We start from the raw sequence: 17,143 nt of genomic DNA, 5'->3' as shown, positions 1-17,143 counted from the left end.
TCGCGGGTGAGGTCCGAATTCGTTGGGCAACTCTGAGGTAGGGTCATGAACGACACGGCTTTCGAGCGAAGGGTCCGCGACATCGGCGAAAACCTTTACCGTTTGGCCGGAGAGTCGCCGCCGTCCTTATTCGACCCGCGGGGCCTGAGAGGGCGCGTGTTGATGCGGGCCATGCATGACGAAGGCTTACGCGCCGCGCTGTTCCAATTCGTCGACGTGTTGCCGGTACTGGAAACCGATCGGGAACTGGCCCGCCATTTTCAGAACTATCTGGCGCCTCATGCCGATCGGCTTCGGGGACTGTGGGGCCGCATGTTCAAGCTGGGGGGCCATTCCTTCAGCGGTTTTGCACTGCGCCGCGCCGTGTCGCGCCTTGCGCGTCAATTCGTTGTCGAGGAGCAAGAAGATCGCCTGAACCGAGCGCTGGATACCATCTCCCGGATACCCGCGGCCGTTACCGTCGACGCCGTGGGCGAAGCTGCCTTGAGCGAAAGGGAATGCGATATTTATCTGGGCCGATACTTGTCGCTGCTGGACCTTCTGGCGGCGAACCGCTTGCCGCTCGGACATCCGCCGATTCATATCTCCGTCAAGCTCTCGGCTCTGACCGCCCACTTCGATCCGCTCGACTACGCCGGCGTGCGCCGCCGGGTATTCGCCCGGCTGGAGCCCTTGGTGGCCAAGCTTCGCGAACTTGGAGCCGGCATGACGGTGGACATGGAGCATTACGAACTCAAGTCCTTGACGCTCCGCCTGTTCCGCGACCTGGTCGAAAGCGAGGGAGATGACGGCTGGCATCCCGGCATCGCGCTGCAAGCTTATCTTCCGGAGACCGCGGACGATCTCCGAGAACTGATCGACTGGGCGGAGCGGGAAAAACGCCGGATTTCCGTGCGTCTGGTCAAAGGCGCGTACTGGGACACGGAAGTTGCGCTCGCCGAGCAGCGCAACTGGCCGGTGCCGGTGTTTCTCGACAAATCGGCTACCGACGCCCAGTTCGAATCGCTGCTCGATCTCTTGTTCCGGCATGCAGATGCTGTCTATCCCGCCGTGGGCAGCCATAATCTTCGGAGTCTCGCCTACTCCATCGCGTCGGCGTCCCGGCAAGGTCTTTCCACGGCCGACTGGGAGGTCCAGATGCTGTACGGCATGGCCGAGCCCCTGCGCCACGCCGTCGCCGCATCCGATATCCCGCTCCGGGTTTATCTCCCCACGGGCGAGCTGATTCCGGGCATCGCCTATCTGATCCGGCGCTTGATGGAAAATACCGCCAACACGTCCATTCTGCGGCAAACCTATGTCGAAGGCGCCGATTTGGACGACCTTCTGGCGGCGCCCGACCCGCACGAACCCGGAACCGAAACACTTTCTCCCGCCTTTCTCAATGCCCCGTTAAAGGACTTCAGCCACGACCGGGTTCGCCAGGAATTCCGAAGGTCGCTGGCGGCGGTGCGTACGAAACTGGGCGCGACCTACCCGCTGGACATGGCCGGCGTTCCGCCGCAGGGCGCGGAGCTGGAAGTATCGAGAAATCCGGCGCGACCGTCCGAGATTCTGGGACATGTGGCGGTTGCCGATGTCACCCATGCCGAGCGCGCCGTCCGCAATGCGTACCGCGCATTCCCCGGCTGGCGCGACACGCCCGCCGCCGCTCGGGTCGCGCTGTGCCGGCGGGCGGCGGACATCATGGACGCTCGCCGCGGCGAACTGGCCGCCTGGCAGGTTCTGGAAACGGGAAAGAATTGGCGCGAGGCCGACGCGGACGTGGCGGAAGCCGTCGACTACTTGCGCTATTACCCCTACCGGATGGAGCAACTGGCCGGTTGGCGGCCCACCCGCTGCTTTCCCGGCGAGCCGAATCATCTTCGCTACGAGCCGCGCGGCGTCGCCGCCGTGATTCCGCCCTGGAATTTCCCTCTGGCGATTCTCACCGGCATGACCGCGGCGGCGCTGGTCGCCGGCAATACCGCTATCGTGAAGCCGGCGACACCCGCCAATCTCGTCGCCCACGGATTCAAGTCCGTCCTCGACCAAGCCGGTTTTCCGCCCGGCGTGTGCCAGCTCCTGCCGGGGAGCGGCGCAACGGTCGGGCGGTATCTGGTCAAGCATCCGGACGTGCATGTCATTGCATTTACCGGCTCCAAGACGGTGGGCCTGGAGATTCTTCGGGAGGCGCACACGCTCGCGCCGGAGCAACGGTACATCAAGCAGGTGGTCTGCGAAATGGGCGGCAAGAACGCGATCATCGTCGACGAGGACGCCGATCTGGACGAAGCGGTCGCCCAAACCCTGTACTCCGCGTTCGGCTACCAGGGCCAGAAATGCTCGGCCTGCTCCCGTCTCATCGCCGTCGGCCGGGTTCACGACCGGCTGGTGAAACGGCTGACGGAAACCCTCGACAGCTACGACTACGGTCCGCCCGAAGATCCGGCATTTCTTTTCGGACCGATGATCACCCGCGATGCGCAGCAGAAGGCCATGAGCTATATCGAGCTCGGCCGGACCGAGGGTCGCCTTCATTATCTCGGACGCGTTCCCGCGGACGGTTTCTATTGTCCGCCCGCCATAATCACCGGCATCGAGTCCCATCACCGTTTAGCGCGGGAGGAAATCTTCGGCCCCGTGCTGGCCGTGCTGCGCGCGCCCACCTTCGAGGCCGCGCTCACGCTGGCGCTGGAATCGGACTACGCTCTGACCGGCGGCGTTTTTTCGCGCCTTCCGGAACATCTCGATCTCGCGCGGGAACGGTATCGCGTCGGCAATTTGTATCTCAACCGCCGCACCACCGGCGCGCGCGTCGGCGTACAGCCCTTCGGCGGCACCCGGCTTTCGGGAACCGGCGTACAGGCCGGCGGCCCCGACTATCTCAAGCAGTTTCTGTGGACTCGGGTGGTGAGCGAGAACACGCTGAGGCACGGTTTCGTTCCAAACATCGAGTAGGTCGGGAATCCGTTCCCGACGAAGGTTGTAGGGCGGGTTAGCGTACTCGCGTAACCCGCCCTACCCAGCTCGTAGGGTGGGTTAACGGAGTGAAACCCGCCGTACGCCGCGAAACTTCTTGCAAAAATTAATCTCGAAAAATATATTCGAATCGGGATCTACTTTCCTCCGGCGCTTCCGGCAATGAATGCCGTCCCTGCGCCTATTCCAGGGAGGAAACCGCGGCCATAACCGGACGGTCTCGTAGGCCGCTCCCGATCTGCCAGACATGCTCAAGGAGAGAGTATGCATCGCAAGAAGGTAAGGATCGCCATCGTCGGCGTAGGCAATTGTGCATCCTCGCTGGTCCAGGGCGTCGAGTTCTACCGCAAGGCGAAGAACGGCGATGCCGTCCCTGGCCTGATGCACGTCAACCTCGGCGGCTATCACATTTCCGATATCGAGTTTTCCGCCGCCTTCGACATCAATGTGAGCAAGGTCGGCAAGGACCTGTCCGAAGCCATTTTCGCGGAGCCGAACAACACATACCGGTTCTGCGAAGTTCCCGAAATCGGCGTCGAAGTCCGCCGCGGCATCACGCTCGACGGCCTCGGCAAGTATCTCCGGGAAGTCATCGAGGAATCGCCCGATCCGCCCTCAGATATTGCCCAGGTGCTCCGCGATACCGCCACCGACGTGGTCGTCTCCTATCTTCCCGTCGGCGCCCAAAAGGCTACCGAGTTCTATGCCGAGCAGGCTCTCGAAGCGGACTGCGGCATGGTCAACTGCATTCCCGTGTTCATCGCCTCGAACCTCCGCTGGCGCAAGCGTTTCGAGGAAAAAAACCTTCCTCTCATCGGCGACGACATCAAATCGCAGGTGGGCGCCACCATCGTCCACCGGGTGCTGGCGAATCTCTTCCGCGAGCGCGGCGTCCGGCTGGACCGCACCTATCAGCTCAATTTCGGCGGCAACACGGACTTTTTGAATATGCTCGAACGGGAACGGCTGGAGTCCAAGAAGCTCTCCAAGACCCGCGCCGTGACCAGCCAGCTCGACCATGCCCTGTCCGACGCCGAGGCCCACGTCGGCCCCAGCGACTACGTGCCCTGGCTCACCGACCGCAAGTTCTGCTACATCCGGCTGGAAGGCACGACCTTCGGCAACGTGCCGCTGCACGGCGAACTCAAGCTGGAAGTCTGGGATTCGCCCAACTCCGCCGGCGTGGTCATCGATGCGGTGCGCTGCGTCAAGCTGGCGCTCGATCGGGGCATCGGCGGAGCGCTGATCGGACCGGCCGCCTGGTTCATGAAATCCCCGCCCGAACAGTTCACCGATGCCGAAGCCCGTGCCCGTACGGAGGCATTCATACGCGGCAAGGCGCCGCGTTGACGGAGTCGCCATGATCGAACCCACCGAAACGGACGGGACCACCGTCTGGACCCGCGACCGCATCGAGCGGCGCGTCCGCGAGCTCGGCGAATGGTTCCACAATCTCGACCTCGACGGCGTACATACCGCTCCCGATCATTTCCTCGGAGATTATCCCGCCGTCAAGTGGCGGCAATTCGCCGACGCGCTTCCCGCCGATTTGAGCGGCCGATCGGTGCTCGACATCGGCTGCAACGCGGGTTTCTACGCCATCGAGATGAAAAAGCGCGGTGCCGAGCGGGTCGTCGGCATCGACTCGGACGAGGCTTATCTGGCCCAGGCCCGCTTCGCGGCCGAGGTCAAAGGGCTCGACATCGAATTTCGCCGGCTGTCCGTCTACGACATCGCCGACCTCGGCGAAACCTTCGGTCTGGTGATCTTCATGGGCGTGTTCTATCACCTGCGCCACCCCTTGCTGGCGCTGGACCTGATCCACGAACACGTCGCCCGCGACCTGCTGCTGTTCCAGTCCATGCAGCGCGGCAGCCCGGAGATCGAGGCGGTAGGACGGGACTACGGCTTCGAGGAACGGGATGTCTTCGACCGGCCAGGTTTTCCCAGGATGCATTTCATAGAACACCGCTATTCCGGCGATCCCACCAACTGGTGGATTCCCAACCGCGCCGGCACCGAAGCGATGCTGCGCAGCGCGGGCTTCGATATCCTCGACCGTCCGGAGGAGGAGGTCTACGTCTGCCGCAGGACCGAACTGAACCTGGAAGACTGGGATCATCGGGCGGTCTATCCCTGTCGCGGGAGAAAACCGTAGGCCGGAATAAGCATTGGCGGTTTGCCGGGAACGGTATACCTTTCGAGCCTACGAAAAGTCGCCGGCGAAAAATCGTCGGTCGGCCGTCCCTGGCGGATGAATCCGCTGGATGGGGCATTGCGTCGGGAAGGGGCTGGCCGGCGCTCCCGGCCAGGCCGTTTGCGATTGGAAAGGATTCCCGACCTACACAGTGGCACGGTTGCAGGGCGGCAATCCCTCGCCGACGGCTCCACTTGGCCGACCGATGGCGTCGGGAAGGCTCGCCCTAGCGCTCCCAAGACGACCGTTTGCGACACCCCAAAAGGAACGAGGCTTTTGCGACCCGCTACAGCTTTGCGGAGGGAAATCATGATCGAAGCAGTGATGCTCTGGAACGAACCCAACAATAAATCCCACTGGGATTTCGAGATCGACCAGGACTGGAGTCTTTTCGCCGAAATGGTGAATCTCACGGCCGATGCCCTGCACGAGGAACATCCGAAACTCCCGGTCGTCCTCGGGGGCATCTCTCCCATCGATCCCTTGTTCATGGAACGGATGAAAAACTACGGCGTCATTCCGCGCATGGATGCCGTGGCCGTCCACGGGTTTCCGCTGGACTGGAACCACTGGCAGATTCACGAATGGCCCGACAAGCTAAACGAAATTCACAGCGTCGTCGACGACAAGCCCATCTGGATTTCCGAGGTCGGCGTCTCCAGCTTCGGCGCCGAGGAAGTACAGGAATTCGGGCTCAAGCGAACCGCGGAACTGCTGCTGGAGCAAGCGCCGCGGATTCACTGGTACAGCCTTTACGACCTGCCCAGAGCCTGGCCCGCCACGACCCGTCACCGCGAGGCCGAAGGCTCGTCCTATTACCGCCATTTCTACATGGGCCTGCTGCGGGAAGACGGCATGCCCAAACGCGCTTTTCGGCATTTCTACGAGTATGCGCCGGAAATGGGCCTGTGCCAGTGGTTTCATTTCGAGGACCACCGGCTCGACGATGCGGTGCGAATCATGAAAGATTTGGGCGTCACCTATCTCCGTACCGGCCTGAGCTGGGCCGACCGTTTTCGGCCGAACGCACTCGATTGGTTCGACCGGCAGATGCGGGCGCTCGAACCCTTCCGGGTAACCGTAACCTACTGCTTCACCCCCGAGCACCGCGGCATCAACGCCCACCACACCAGCCCGCCGCAACGCGTGGAGGAATTCGCCGAATTCTGCGTCGAAATGACCCGGCGCTACGCGTGATGACCACGTTTCTGCTGATTCGCCACGGTGCGCATCTCTTGGGCGGCGACACCATCGCCGGCCGAGCGCCGGGCGTGCACCTCAGCGAACTCGGCCGGGACCAGGCCGCCGAGATGGCAGGACGCGTCGCCGGTCTACCGGTTTCCGCTCTCTACTCGAGCCCGGCCGACCGAACCCGCGAGACGGCCGAATTCTTGTCCGAACGGCTCGGCCTGCCGGTTCAACCCCTCGAAACCCTCCACGAGATCGATCTCGGCGACTGGACCGGAAGGAAGCTCGAAGATCTCCGCCGTCTGGAAACCTTTGGCCGATGGAATAGTTTTCGCAGCGGGACACGCGTCCCCAACGGCGAAGCGATGGTCGAGACGCAAGCCCGCATCGTCGGCGAAATGCTCCGCCTGCGCGAAAAACACCCGGACGACTGCATCGCCCTGGTGAGCCACGGCGACGTGATCAAAGCCGCTCTCGCCTATTTTCTGGGCGTGCCTTTGGATCTTTTCAGCCGCATCGAGATCGGACTGGCCTCGGTCAGCATCGTCGCCATCTTCGACCATGGCCCGTGGGTGCTTTGCGTCAACAATACGGGCAGCGAATTACCCATGCCTTACTAAGCGAGAATTCGAAACAGTTGCGACTCGTAGAAATCGCCGGCGCGAAGGAGCCGCCGCTGCTCGCTCGGATCGCTCATGCCGGCGCAGATCGCGCACTGTCCCAAGCGAAACGCGGCATAGGCCGCGCAGTAAAAGGCCAGCGTCCCCGGTGTAGGCAACTCGCCGCCCGCATCGGCGAACGCACTCAGCAAAGGCCGGACGGTTTCGCTATCGAGCCGCCATTCGACCGTCGCGCCCGCCAAGTCCCAAATCAGGGGCTGACGTCCGATTACCGTATGATCCGTCGAATGCCCGGCGCAATCGACCTTGATCAGCCTCCCGTCGATCGAGCGTATCCACTCCTCGGGTGCCAGCCGCCCATCGCCGTAGGCTGGCCATGGATGCTCCGGGACCAACCCGTTCCACCGTAGCGTACGCGTTGCCAAGGCCTCTCCCAGACTTTCCCGAGTGTTCCAGTACAACATCTCTTTGAGCCGCTCCAGCGATGTCCTTTGCTCGGAAATCGAAAGCGCGGTACCGGCCGCATCGACGATGTAGCGCCCGATTCGATCCAGAACAGCGGTATTGCATTGATCTATTTGAAGCGGCTTGCCTTCGATCCAGAGCCTCGCCACGAAACCGTGGGCGGAATCCAGAGGAGCCAGGGTCCATCCGCGTTGAGCCAGCCATGCCATGCTATCCCTGACCGCCTCCGCCCCGCCGGCCAGTCCTTCGAATTTCCACAGCACCGACGAGCCGTCACGCCGCACCACCCGATATTTGGCCCGCTCGAATGCGACGAACGCCGCCGGCCATTCCTGCTCATGCCGATAGACGGCATGCCGCCACATCCCGCCGCTCAGATCGTCCACCCGAACGGCCGGGCCGCTGCGATATGCCAGCTCTTCCGCTAGCGGCCGGCCTTGCCAAGCCATTTCGCTCGGCCCGACGACATACCTCGGCGTATCGCTCCACCACCTCCGCACGTCTTCGGTTCCGGCGTTTCCGGGGCCGCGGTCATGTCCCGGAAAAAAGCCGATTCCGGATCGATCGAGTCCCGCTTCGACCAGCGCTTGAGCCGCGGCCGCCATCGACGAGCCGGATAGCCCGGGTCCTTCGTCGACGACCAATCCGAAAACCGCTCCTTGAACCGCCTCGCGAGGAATCGCCGCGCGCCGCGCATACGGGTGCCCCGACGGCCTGACCGTCAGCCGTCGCACGTTCCATCCGGCTTGAGCCAGCTCCCGCGCCACCACCGCCGAAAGACTGGTCCCGATGCTGCGAATGCCGACCACCACCGCCCGCCGCGAATCGGAATCCGCATGATTGCGAACCCATAATCTCGCGGCTTGGGCGTATTGCTCCGGATAGAGCGCGTAGAATGCAAATCCTTCCGGCACTTTGACGCGCACCGTCAAGTCCGCCGGCAGTTCGAGTTGGGCGAGCGCTTCTTGGAGTGGCCCGAGATCGGAATCGTGGAGAAACGCGTCGGCGGCGAGATCGGTGACGCTCATGATGCGTTCTACGAGCGTGTCGTTTTCCACCCGGTCGGCCAGGGCTTGCTCCAGTTGTCCCGCGTCGATCAGCAGCCTTCGGCGGGCGTCCCGTCCTTCGCCCGCCGCATACTGTGGCGCCGTATCCGCTTGCCCATCCATTGCGTCGGGAAAGGATTCCCGACCTACTCGGCGGCATAGATCGGTAGGTCGGCAATCCTTTGCCGACGAATCCGTTCGATCCGGCGCATGGCCGCTCGCACGGTCGGCCCATTGCCGAACCCGGCCGAGCGTGGCGGTAACAGGCTCTTCGTAGCTTGGGTCGCCATAAACAATCATATTTTCTTGGACCGTGCCGCACATCGCTTTTCGCGCGCCATCTAATCGTTAAAGCAGGAACGGAACGCTATGGGGAATCCTAAGCCAAGGATGGGAATCCTGACCTTTCACCGCTGCATCAATTACGGCAGCTACTGGCAAGCGCGTTGCCTGGTGGAGGAACTACGCTCGCGCGGGCACGAGGCCGTGATCCTGGATCACGATGCCTGGCGGATCAAACGCGCCGAATGGACGTGCGCACTCCGCCCTGTCCTGCCGACGTCGGTTCCAAGCATGGACTACCTGCTCTACGGCTTGAAGCTCCTCAAGTTTCTCCGTGCCATTTCCAAGCTGCCGCGTTCGCCGCGCTTCAACCTCGAACATGCGAGCAATCTGGAAAGCTTCGATCGGGTGATCGTCGGCAGCGACGAAGTGTGGAATCTGAGACACCCCTGGTATGGCGGATGTCCGCTGTTCTTCGGCGCCGGCGTCGGGGCGCGGCTGGTTTCCTATGGCGCCAGTTTCGGCAATTACGACGCTTCTCAAGAACTCGAACCGGCTTGGGTGGATCGACTGCGCAGGTTCGAGGCCATTTCGGTTCGCGACGACAACTCCCGCGCCATTATCCAAAACGCGCTCGGCTTCGAACCGGCATTGGTGCTCGACCCCTGTCTTCAGTTCATGCCGATACCGGAAGGAGTCTGGCGCGGACCGGATCGGCCTTTCGTGGCGGTCTATGGGCACAACTTCTCCGAGGCATTCGGCCGGAAGCTTAGGCGCTGGGCCAGATTCCGCGGCTATCCGCTGGTCAGCCTGGGCTATCGGAACGACTGGGCCGATCAGCAATGGATCACCGCCGGTCCGCAGGATTTCGCCCATGCCATGGCCCGTGCGGAAGCGGTAGCGACCAACTTCTTCCACGGCTGTATTTTTGCCCTCCGCCATGCCAAACCTTTCGTCTCCGAGCGCTCCCCGTACCGGTCCACCAAGATCGAAAACTTGATGGCCATGATCGGCGGAGAAAAGCGTCTACTATCGGAAGATACGACGGCGACCACCTACGACGTCTGCCTGAGCGAACCGTTGGATTCCCGGATACTCGACCGGGTCGATCGGCTCCGTCGACAGTCGAACGACTTTCTCGATCACGCATTGGATTGACCGATGCCGACCCCAGCCGATCGACAGACCTTCAGTCCGCGGGACATCGTGAGTTCTGATCTCTGCATCGGCTGCGGCAGTTGCGTGGCACGGGCGAATGCCTTCGCCTCGCGGATGGAACTGGACCGGTACGGGCAATATAAGCCGACAGGGTCTCCCGAATGGCTGCATCGCAGATCCTCGGAGTTCGCGCGAATCTGCCCGTTTTCGCCTGGTGCAAGGGACGAGAACGAGCTGGCCGAGCAGCTTTTTCCGGATGCCGGCCGGCACGATTCCGCCGTGGGACGTTTTCGAACCGCCCACGTGGGTTACGTGGCCGAAAAGGAGTTCCGCGAGCGTGGAAGCTCGGGCGGCATGGTCAGCTGGGTTTTGGCGGAACTGCTGCGTACCGGCCGGATCGACGGCGCGGCGCATGTCGCGGCCACGGACCCGAAGCGCGACGGGCTGTTCTTCCGTTATCGGATCTCGCGCACCGAGGACGAAATCCTGGCTGGCGCGAAGTCGCGCTATTATCCGGTGGAATTATCGGACGTGCTCGGAATCATCCGGGCGAATCCGGGACGCTATGCCGTGGTCGGAGTCCCCTGTTTCATCAAGGCGGTACAACTCCTCCGCCGCGACGATCCCGTGTTTCGCGAACGCATTCGGTTCACCTTAGGGCTATTCTGCGGCCACATGAAGAGTGCCCGTTTCGTGGAAAGCTTCGCCTGGCAAATGGGTGTCCCGGTAGACGACGTTCAAGGTGTCGAATTCCGCCGCAAAGATCCCGATCGTCCGGCGAACTGGTACACCGCTCAATTGACGCTCAGGAACGGGCAAGTGGTACAGAAGGACTGGTGGCATCTGGCGGACGGCGACTGGGGCGCCGGTTTTTTTCAGAACTCGGCCTGCAACGCCTGCGACGACGTGGTCGCGGAAACGGCCGACATCGCCTTCGGCGATGCCTGGGTGGAACCTTATTCATCCGACGGGCGCGGCACGAATGTGGTCATCGTCCGCTCGCCGGAAATGGAACGGCTCGTGACGACCGGGTTCGAACAAGGCCGGCTGCACCTGACGCCGGTCGACGCCCGGTTCGTCGAACAAACCCAGGCCGCGGGTTTTCGGCAGCGCCGGGAGGGTCTCGCCTATCGACTGAGTTGGCGGCGTCCCGGCGTGAAGCCGAGCAAGCGTGTACCGCCGGATTCCCGAGGCCTATCCGCCCGAAGAAAACTGATTTACCGGTTTCGCAGCCTGATCACGGCCTGGAGCCATCCGGTATTCCGGTTCGCCCGTTTGATCCGGCGGCCGGGGCTCTATATCCGCTGGGCGCGTCTGGCGTTGGCGATCTATCACGGTTTGGCCTATTCCCGGGGCTGGCTTGGCGCAATGATCGACCGATGGGGGCAACACTAAGGAGACTACGTATTACGTATAGAACATTTCGGTCTTCTGTTTTTTTCCCGTTATGGCGCGCCCGAGCATCGCCGGCTTGAGTCGGAACCGCCCGAAGGGGCACGCGAGGGATCGCGTGCGGCGACAAAGGCACACGGACGTGCCTTTTGTCGCCCCCGGATCAAGGCGGCGAAGCGCAGGATCAGCGCGCCATCCGGGTGCCCTTTCTTTGGGTTACTTTTCTTTGGGCAAGCAAAGAAAAGTAACTCGCCAGCGGGGCGAGACCCGCTCCAAAGCAGTCGCCGCGATCAGCGGCACCTTTTACCAAAGCGACTAATGCGAAAAGAAATCACAACCCCTCACCCGTGCTGCAAGCGCCTGGCGCTGAACACGTTGTGCACCTGGCCGATCTTGTCCAGCACCGAGCTGAGCTGTCCGGGGTCCGATACCTCGGCCGTGATCCTCATGACGACCGACTGATCGTCCCCGTTGGTCTCGCTGTGGGTGCGCACGATATTGATATGTTCGTGCGCCAGAATATGGGTGATGTCCTTGAGCAGCCCCTTTCGATCCAGCGCCTTGACTTCGAGCTCCACCGGGAACGCTTCCGGCTCCGTACCCCAGGCCACGTCGATCAGACGGCTCATCTTGCGGGGCGGCAACTGAATGATGTTGTCGCAATCCTGGCGATGGATGGCGACGCCCTTGCCCACCGTCACATAACCGATGATCCGATCGCCGGGCTTGGGCTCGCAGCAATGGGCGAAATAGGTCAGAAGGTTGCGGACTCCCTGGATGGTCACCTCTTCCGATGCCTTGCCCGTCGCCGGCGGCAAGGGTTTTTTCGCCGGGGGAGCCGCCGGAACGTTCGGCTGCCATTCCGGAAGCTTCAAGGCGTTGGCCAGCTGGGCCGGAGCGATGTCGGCGCGGCCGACGGCCAGCAGCAGATCGTCCCCGCGCGGCAAATGGAAATGCCGTGCCAGCTCGTCCAGATCGACGTCCTTGATGCCCAGCTTCTGCCGCTCCCGGTCCAGAATGGATTTCCCGGCGCGAAGATGCTTTTCATGATCCTGCTGCTTGAACCATTGGCGGATCTTGGTACGCGCGTGGCCGGTCCTGACATAACCCAGGTGCGGATCCAGCCACCCGAGGCTCGGGCCGCCGTGCTTGGCGGTGAGAATTTCGACCTTTTCGCCGGACTTGAGCGAATAGGTCAACGGCACGATACGTCCGTTGACCTTCGCGCCGCGGCAGCGGTGCCCCACCTCGGTGTGGATGTGATAGGCGAAATCCAGCGGCGTCGCTCCTTTGCTCAACCGGACCACCTGCCCTTTCGGCGTCAGCACGAAGATCTGGTCCTCGAACAGTTCGGCGCGGAAATCCTCCAGCATCGACTGATCGTCGTCCCTGCTTTCCAGCAGGCGGCGCAGGGCATTGATGCTGCGATCGAGAACCGCGTCCTGCTTGCCGCCTTCCTTATATCGCCAGTGAGCCGCGACACCGTATTCGGCGAAATCGTGCATGGCCTGGGTGCGAATCTGAACTTCGACCGGCCGGCCTTCGGGTCCGATCACTACCGTGTGCAGCGATTGATAGCCGTTTTCCTTGGGGTTGGCGATGTAATCGTCGAACTCCTTGGGAACGTGGAGCCAGCGGCCGTGCACCAGACCGAGCACCGCATAACAGGTCGCAACATCGTCGACGATGACCCTTACGGCGTGCAGGTCATACAGCTCCTCCAGGTCCAGCTCCTTGCGCTGCGTCTTCCGATAAATGCTGTAGATGTGCTTGGGACGGCCGTAAACCTTGGCGTGGATATGGTTCGCTTCCAATTCCTGCCGCAGTATCTCGATGAATTGACCGACGAAAGCTTCCCGCGTGGCGCGGTTGGTCGCCAACTGGTTGGCAAGATCGCGGTATTTGTCGGGGTTTAGATAGCGAAAAGCGAGATCCTCCAGCTCCCACTTGAGCTGCCCCACGCCCAGCCGGTTCGCCAGGGGCGCGAACACGTCCAGGGTTTCCATGGCGATCCTTTGGCGCAACTCGCCGTCCTGATTCTTGAGCAGCCGCAAGCGCTGCAGACGATAGGCGAGCTTGACCAGCACCGCACGCACGTCGTTGACCACCGATAAAAGCATGCGGCGCAAGAGTTCCGCCTGGGCGGGCTCCTTGATTTCGGTCGGACGGTATTCGTCGAAGGTGTTGAGCCAATTGACCTTCTGCACCAAATCGGCGACGGTCTCCCCGAATTGGGCCTTGATGTCGGCTTCCTTGAGCGTATCGCGGAGATAAGGATCGCTCAGCAGCGCAACCTGCAGCGTGAGCCCATCGGCCTTGATCCCGAGGAGAATATCCGCGACGTCGATGCCGCGCGGCCTGACGATCGTATCTTGATCCCGCGCCCTGCGGGCGAGGTTCAGGGCCTCGGCGATCTTGCCGCGTTCGGCCCCGCCGGCAGCAGCCATCAGCCGCGCCTCCAAGTCATCGATAGCGTGAGAAGAGATATCGGAGCGAGACAGAGAATGCTTCATGAAAATCCGTATAAACACACAAGGTCGAGCAAGACAAGCAAACGGCGCACCAGCGCCAAAGACTACTCAACCCCAGACCATCACCCGATTGCCTCCCGCACGCTTGGCCATGTACATCGCACTATCGGCCTGGAACAGAAGGTCCTCGCTGGTCGCGCCATGACGAGGATATTCCGCGATCCCCATCGAGAGCGTGCTGGTTAATACTTGGTCTTCATAAACGATGTGTAATTCCTGAAACGCCAAACGCCAGGATTCGGCTCGCTGAGCCGCCGTCAACAACGGAGCGCCCGGCAGAATGGCCACGAATTCCTCGCCGCCGAAGCGGCAGACGATGTCCTCGCTGCGCAGGTGGCGCAGCAACAGTGCTGCCAGTTCCTTCAGGACCAGATCCCCCGCCGGATGACCATAAGTGTCGTTGAGTTGCTTGAAATGGTCGATGTCGATCATGACCAGACTGAGCGGCTGATCTTCCCGGGCCGATCGTGACAACTCGCGCCTCAGGGTCTCTTCCATGTACCGCCGGTTGAACAGCGACGTCAGCGGATCGCGTACCGCCAAATCTCTCAGTTTTTCCTGCAATATCCGGTTCTCGGCCAATTGCGCTTCGAGCCGCTCGTTGCTGGCCTGCAATTTATCTTCCGCCAGCTTGCGATCGGTAATGTCGATCAGAAAAGTTAAAATCACGGATACCGTATCTTTCCCGTCCCGCAGCATGCTCGCGGACAAATCGCCCCAGAATACGCTTCCGTCCTTTCGGACCAAACGCTTCTCTCCCCGGTATTGGTCGACTTCACCGCCCAAAAGCGCCTCGGCTCGTTCGCGCGATACGAAACTGTCTTCCGAGGAAATGAGATCGCTCGGAGATAACGCGCTCATTTCGTCGGCGGTGTATCCGAACAGTTCCAACCAACGCCGATTCACCTCGATAAACCGAAAATTCGTATCCAACAAAGCGATCCCGACGGCCGCCTGGTCGAACACCCCCCGCCACAAAGCGATGTTGGAACGAAACTCGGCTTCTTCCGGCTGGGGTATATAGGCGGGCACATCGATCAAGGACAACACGGCGATAGGCTCGCCGTCCAGCTCGGCCGCGCTTGCGTCGATCGAATACTTATGGTGTTTGTTCGACGCGTTCTTAAGAAGCGCCTCCGAACGGACCGTCTTCTTGTCAGAGCACACCGATTCGAGCAACTGCCGCAGAGCATTAGGGTCGTCGAACAGCACCGACGCATCGAGTCCGGGTTTGACGGTATCGCCGAAAAGTTCGCGAGCCGGGCGATTGAGAAAAAGCAGCTTTTGATCGGCCAGTCGAATAGTAACGAGCGGAACAGGAATTTGGTCGCTCCAATCGGGAATGGGATTTGGAAACTCGGAATTCAGCACAAAATCCTGTGGGGCACACATCTGATTAACGTCCGTAAGACAAACCGACTCATCGCTAGTTCTTCAGCCAACCGATAACCAAATCCTATGCTCGAATATTAGCAAGGGCTAAGACGAACATCCACCGCGTTCCTCGACGCACACCGGATTAAAGACATCGGACCTTCGGCTGTGGCAGAATCCGCAGCGGCCGAACATCTCACGGTAATCCGTCATCGGCGCGACTCAATCCGGACCGCCAGCGGGCCGGGGGAGCCGGCTTCAGCGAATATTCGGGAGGCGCTCGATGTCGCATTTTTCCGCTATCACAGTTTGGACTAGCGGTTTTGGCATACCGATCAATTCGCCATCGATAACAGCGTAGACTCATCGATTGTTTCAGCGGATTTACGCAGCCGTCCCATCAACGCCGCTTCAGACAGATGCTTATACCAAGCAAAGCACCGGAAAAGAATTACGCACGGGATAAGCATCACATTTTCGGCAAGACGCGAAAATGCCGGGAACGGGTACCGCCCTTTCAAGGGGGCAAGACCGGCTTATTCCAGTCTTAGATCAGTCATCTATTAAAAAAGGGGGGAGAGGATATGAGCGAATCTAAAACAAGTGAAAACCGGCCCAGGATCGTGGTGGTCGGCGGCGGCGCCGGCGGTCTGGAACTGGTTACGCAGCTCGGCAAGAGCCTTGGCCGGAAGAAGGCCGATATCACGCTGATCGATTGCAGCCGCACTCACATCTGGAAACCGCTGCTGCACGAAGTGGCCGCCGGCACCCTGGATTCCCACGACGACGAACTGGATTATCTAGCCCAGGCGAGCAGCAACGGTTTCCGGTACGTATTGGGCCGCATGGACGGTCTCGATCGCACCAACAAACAAGTCCATCTGGCGGCGATGGTGAACGAAAAGGGCGAAGAAATCATGCCGCCCCGCACCCATCCCTACGACATGCTGGTCATCGCCGTGGGCAGCATCTGCAACGATTTCGGCATCACCGGCGTGGCCGAACATTGCCTGTTCCTGGATACCACCGACCAGGCGGAACAGTTCCAAAACCGGCTGCTGGAAGCGTATTTCCACGCCCACGCCACCGGAGGCGTCAAGGAAACCGGTCAATTGGACGTCGCCATCGTCGGCGGAGGCGCCACGGGCATCGAGCTGTCCGCCCAGCTTCATCAGGCCACACGGCTATTGAGCGCCTACGGGCTCGATAACGTGAAGCCGTCCGACCTCCAGATTCACATCATCGAGGCCGCCGACCGATTGCTCCCGGAACTGCCCGAGCGCCTCTCCAAATCCACGCTCAAACAGCTGGAAAAACTCGGCATTCAGGTCCATCTCGGCGAGCGTGTGGTGGAAGTTACCAAGGACGGCATGAAGACCCAAAGCGGCCGATTCATCCCGGCGGCGCTGAAAGTCTGGGCTGCCGGCGTCAAAGCACCCGATTTTCTCAAGACCATCGCGGATCTCGAAACCAACCGGATCAACCAGGTCGTGGTCCGCCCCACCCTGCAAACCACCGTCGACGACAACATCTTCGCCATCGGCGACTGCGCCGCCTGCCCTTGGCCGGAAAAAAACTCCACCGTTCCGCCACGCGCCCAATCCGCCCATCAGCAAGCCACCCTCGTCCTGAAGAATCTCCGTCGAAAACTGGAGGGCAAGTCCATGCTCACCTACCGATACAAGGACTACGGCTCGCTGGTATCGCTCGGCAAATACAGCACCGTCGGCAATCTGATGGGCAATCTGATGGGCACGGTGATGATCGAGGGCCTGATAGCCCGGCTGGTTTACCTTTCGCTCTACAAGATGCACCAACTGGCGCTATTCGGACCGATCCGGGTCAGCATGCTGATGGTCTCGGGATTCTTCCGGCGGAGATTGAGGCCGAAGATCAAGCTGCATTGAGCCTCGTCTATAGGATGTGCTG

At 61.3% G+C, this 17,143-nt stretch carries 11 protein-coding genes; 8 read left to right on the top strand and 3 right to left on the bottom strand.

The window, feature by feature from the left end; genetic code table 11:
• The first annotated feature begins 45 nt into the window (after window positions 1-45).
• The 5 genes from ACWJJK_RS06025 to ACWJJK_RS06005 all read left to right on the top strand — a co-directional run bounded on the left by ACWJJK_RS06025 (window position 46) and on the right by ACWJJK_RS06005 (window position 6,966).
• On the top strand, window positions 46-2,940 hold the full coding sequence (locus ACWJJK_RS06025) for a proline dehydrogenase family protein (RefSeq protein ID WP_156880420.1): 2,895 nt from the start codon (window positions 46-48) through the stop codon (window positions 2,938-2,940).
• A gap of 285 nt (window positions 2,941-3,225) precedes the next feature.
• On the top strand, window positions 3,226-4,311 hold the full coding sequence (locus ACWJJK_RS06020; protein ID WP_077728873.1) for an inositol-3-phosphate synthase: 1,086 nt from the start codon (window positions 3,226-3,228) through the stop codon (window positions 4,309-4,311).
• A gap of 10 nt (window positions 4,312-4,321) precedes the next feature.
• On the top strand, window positions 4,322-5,119 hold the full coding sequence (locus ACWJJK_RS06015; RefSeq protein WP_077728872.1) for a TIGR04290 family methyltransferase: 798 nt from the start codon (window positions 4,322-4,324) through the stop codon (window positions 5,117-5,119).
• 348 nt (window positions 5,120-5,467) lie between these two features.
• Window positions 5,468-6,355, top strand: coding sequence for a glycosyl hydrolase (locus ACWJJK_RS06010; RefSeq protein ID WP_143735073.1), 888 nt, complete (start codon window positions 5,468-5,470; stop codon window positions 6,353-6,355).
• Complete coding sequence (locus ACWJJK_RS06005; RefSeq protein ID WP_434132542.1) at window positions 6,355-6,966, top strand: histidine phosphatase family protein; 612 nt, start codon at window positions 6,355-6,357, stop codon at window positions 6,964-6,966. Before ACWJJK_RS06010 ends, ACWJJK_RS06005 begins: the two co-directional genes overlap by 1 nt.
• Here ACWJJK_RS06005 and ACWJJK_RS06000 read toward each other — a convergent pair.
• Entirely contained in the window at window positions 6,963-8,777 is a 1,815-nt protein-coding gene (locus ACWJJK_RS06000; protein ID WP_156880416.1) for a hypothetical protein, read from the bottom strand. The genes ACWJJK_RS06005 and ACWJJK_RS06000 overlap by 4 nt on opposite strands.
• Window positions 8,778-8,846: 69 nt before the next feature.
• Here ACWJJK_RS06000 and ACWJJK_RS05995 point away from each other — a divergent pair, with 69 nt between their 5' ends.
• Window positions 8,847-9,917, top strand: coding sequence for a polysaccharide pyruvyl transferase family protein (locus tag ACWJJK_RS05995; RefSeq protein WP_156880414.1), 1,071 nt, complete (start codon window positions 8,847-8,849; stop codon window positions 9,915-9,917).
• A gap of 3 nt (window positions 9,918-9,920) precedes the next feature.
• A complete protein-coding gene (locus ACWJJK_RS05990) occupies window positions 9,921-11,312 on the top strand; it encodes a Coenzyme F420 hydrogenase/dehydrogenase, beta subunit C-terminal domain (RefSeq protein ID WP_454128753.1) in 1,392 nt (463 codons plus the stop codon).
• 338 nt (window positions 11,313-11,650) lie between these two features.
• On the opposite strand, the gene ACWJJK_RS05985 is transcribed toward ACWJJK_RS05990, so the two are convergent.
• Window positions 11,651-13,822 (bottom strand): RelA/SpoT family protein, encoded by a 2,172-nt coding sequence (locus tag ACWJJK_RS05985; protein WP_156880412.1) that lies wholly within the window; start codon window positions 13,820-13,822, stop codon window positions 11,651-11,653.
• Between the two features lie 66 nt (window positions 13,823-13,888).
• Window positions 13,889-15,232: a diguanylate cyclase gene (locus ACWJJK_RS05980; RefSeq protein WP_086134558.1), complete on the bottom strand. Its 1,344-nt coding sequence runs from the start codon at window positions 15,230-15,232 to the stop codon at window positions 13,889-13,891.
• 566 nt (window positions 15,233-15,798) lie between these two features.
• Between ACWJJK_RS05980 and ACWJJK_RS05975 the strand changes: the two genes are divergently transcribed.
• Window positions 15,799-17,121, top strand: coding sequence for an NAD(P)/FAD-dependent oxidoreductase (locus ACWJJK_RS05975; protein WP_156880410.1), 1,323 nt, complete (start codon window positions 15,799-15,801; stop codon window positions 17,119-17,121).
• The last annotated feature ends 22 nt before the right edge of the window (window positions 17,122-17,143 follow it).

It is taken from the genome of Methylocaldum gracile (genome assembly GCF_053646815.1).
Note: the sequence above shows the minus strand (reverse complement) of the source record. Positions and strands in the feature narration are given on the sequence as shown.

Coding starts and splice junctions, on each gene's coding strand:
- ACWJJK_RS06025 (WP_156880420.1), top strand. CDS start 46: ATGAACGACACGGCTTTCGAGCGAAGGGTCCGCGACATCGGCGAAAAC.
- ACWJJK_RS06020 (WP_077728873.1), top strand. CDS start 3,226: ATGCATCGCAAGAAGGTAAGGATCGCCATCGTCGGCGTAGGCAATTGT.
- ACWJJK_RS06015 (WP_077728872.1), top strand. CDS start 4,322: ATGATCGAACCCACCGAAACGGACGGGACCACCGTCTGGACCCGCGAC.
- ACWJJK_RS06010 (WP_143735073.1), top strand. CDS start 5,468: ATGATCGAAGCAGTGATGCTCTGGAACGAACCCAACAATAAATCCCAC.
- ACWJJK_RS06005 (WP_434132542.1), top strand. CDS start 6,355: ATGACCACGTTTCTGCTGATTCGCCACGGTGCGCATCTCTTGGGCGGC.
- ACWJJK_RS06000 (WP_156880416.1), bottom strand. CDS start 8,777: ATGATTGTTTATGGCGACCCAAGCTACGAAGAGCCTGTTACCGCCACG.
- ACWJJK_RS05995 (WP_156880414.1), top strand. CDS start 8,847: ATGGGGAATCCTAAGCCAAGGATGGGAATCCTGACCTTTCACCGCTGC.
- ACWJJK_RS05990 (WP_454128753.1), top strand. CDS start 9,921: ATGCCGACCCCAGCCGATCGACAGACCTTCAGTCCGCGGGACATCGTG.
- ACWJJK_RS05985 (WP_156880412.1), bottom strand. CDS start 13,822: ATGAAGCATTCTCTGTCTCGCTCCGATATCTCTTCTCACGCTATCGAT.
- ACWJJK_RS05980 (WP_086134558.1), bottom strand. CDS start 15,232: ATGTGTGCCCCACAGGATTTTGTGCTGAATTCCGAGTTTCCAAATCCC.
- ACWJJK_RS05975 (WP_156880410.1), top strand. CDS start 15,799: ATGAGCGAATCTAAAACAAGTGAAAACCGGCCCAGGATCGTGGTGGTC.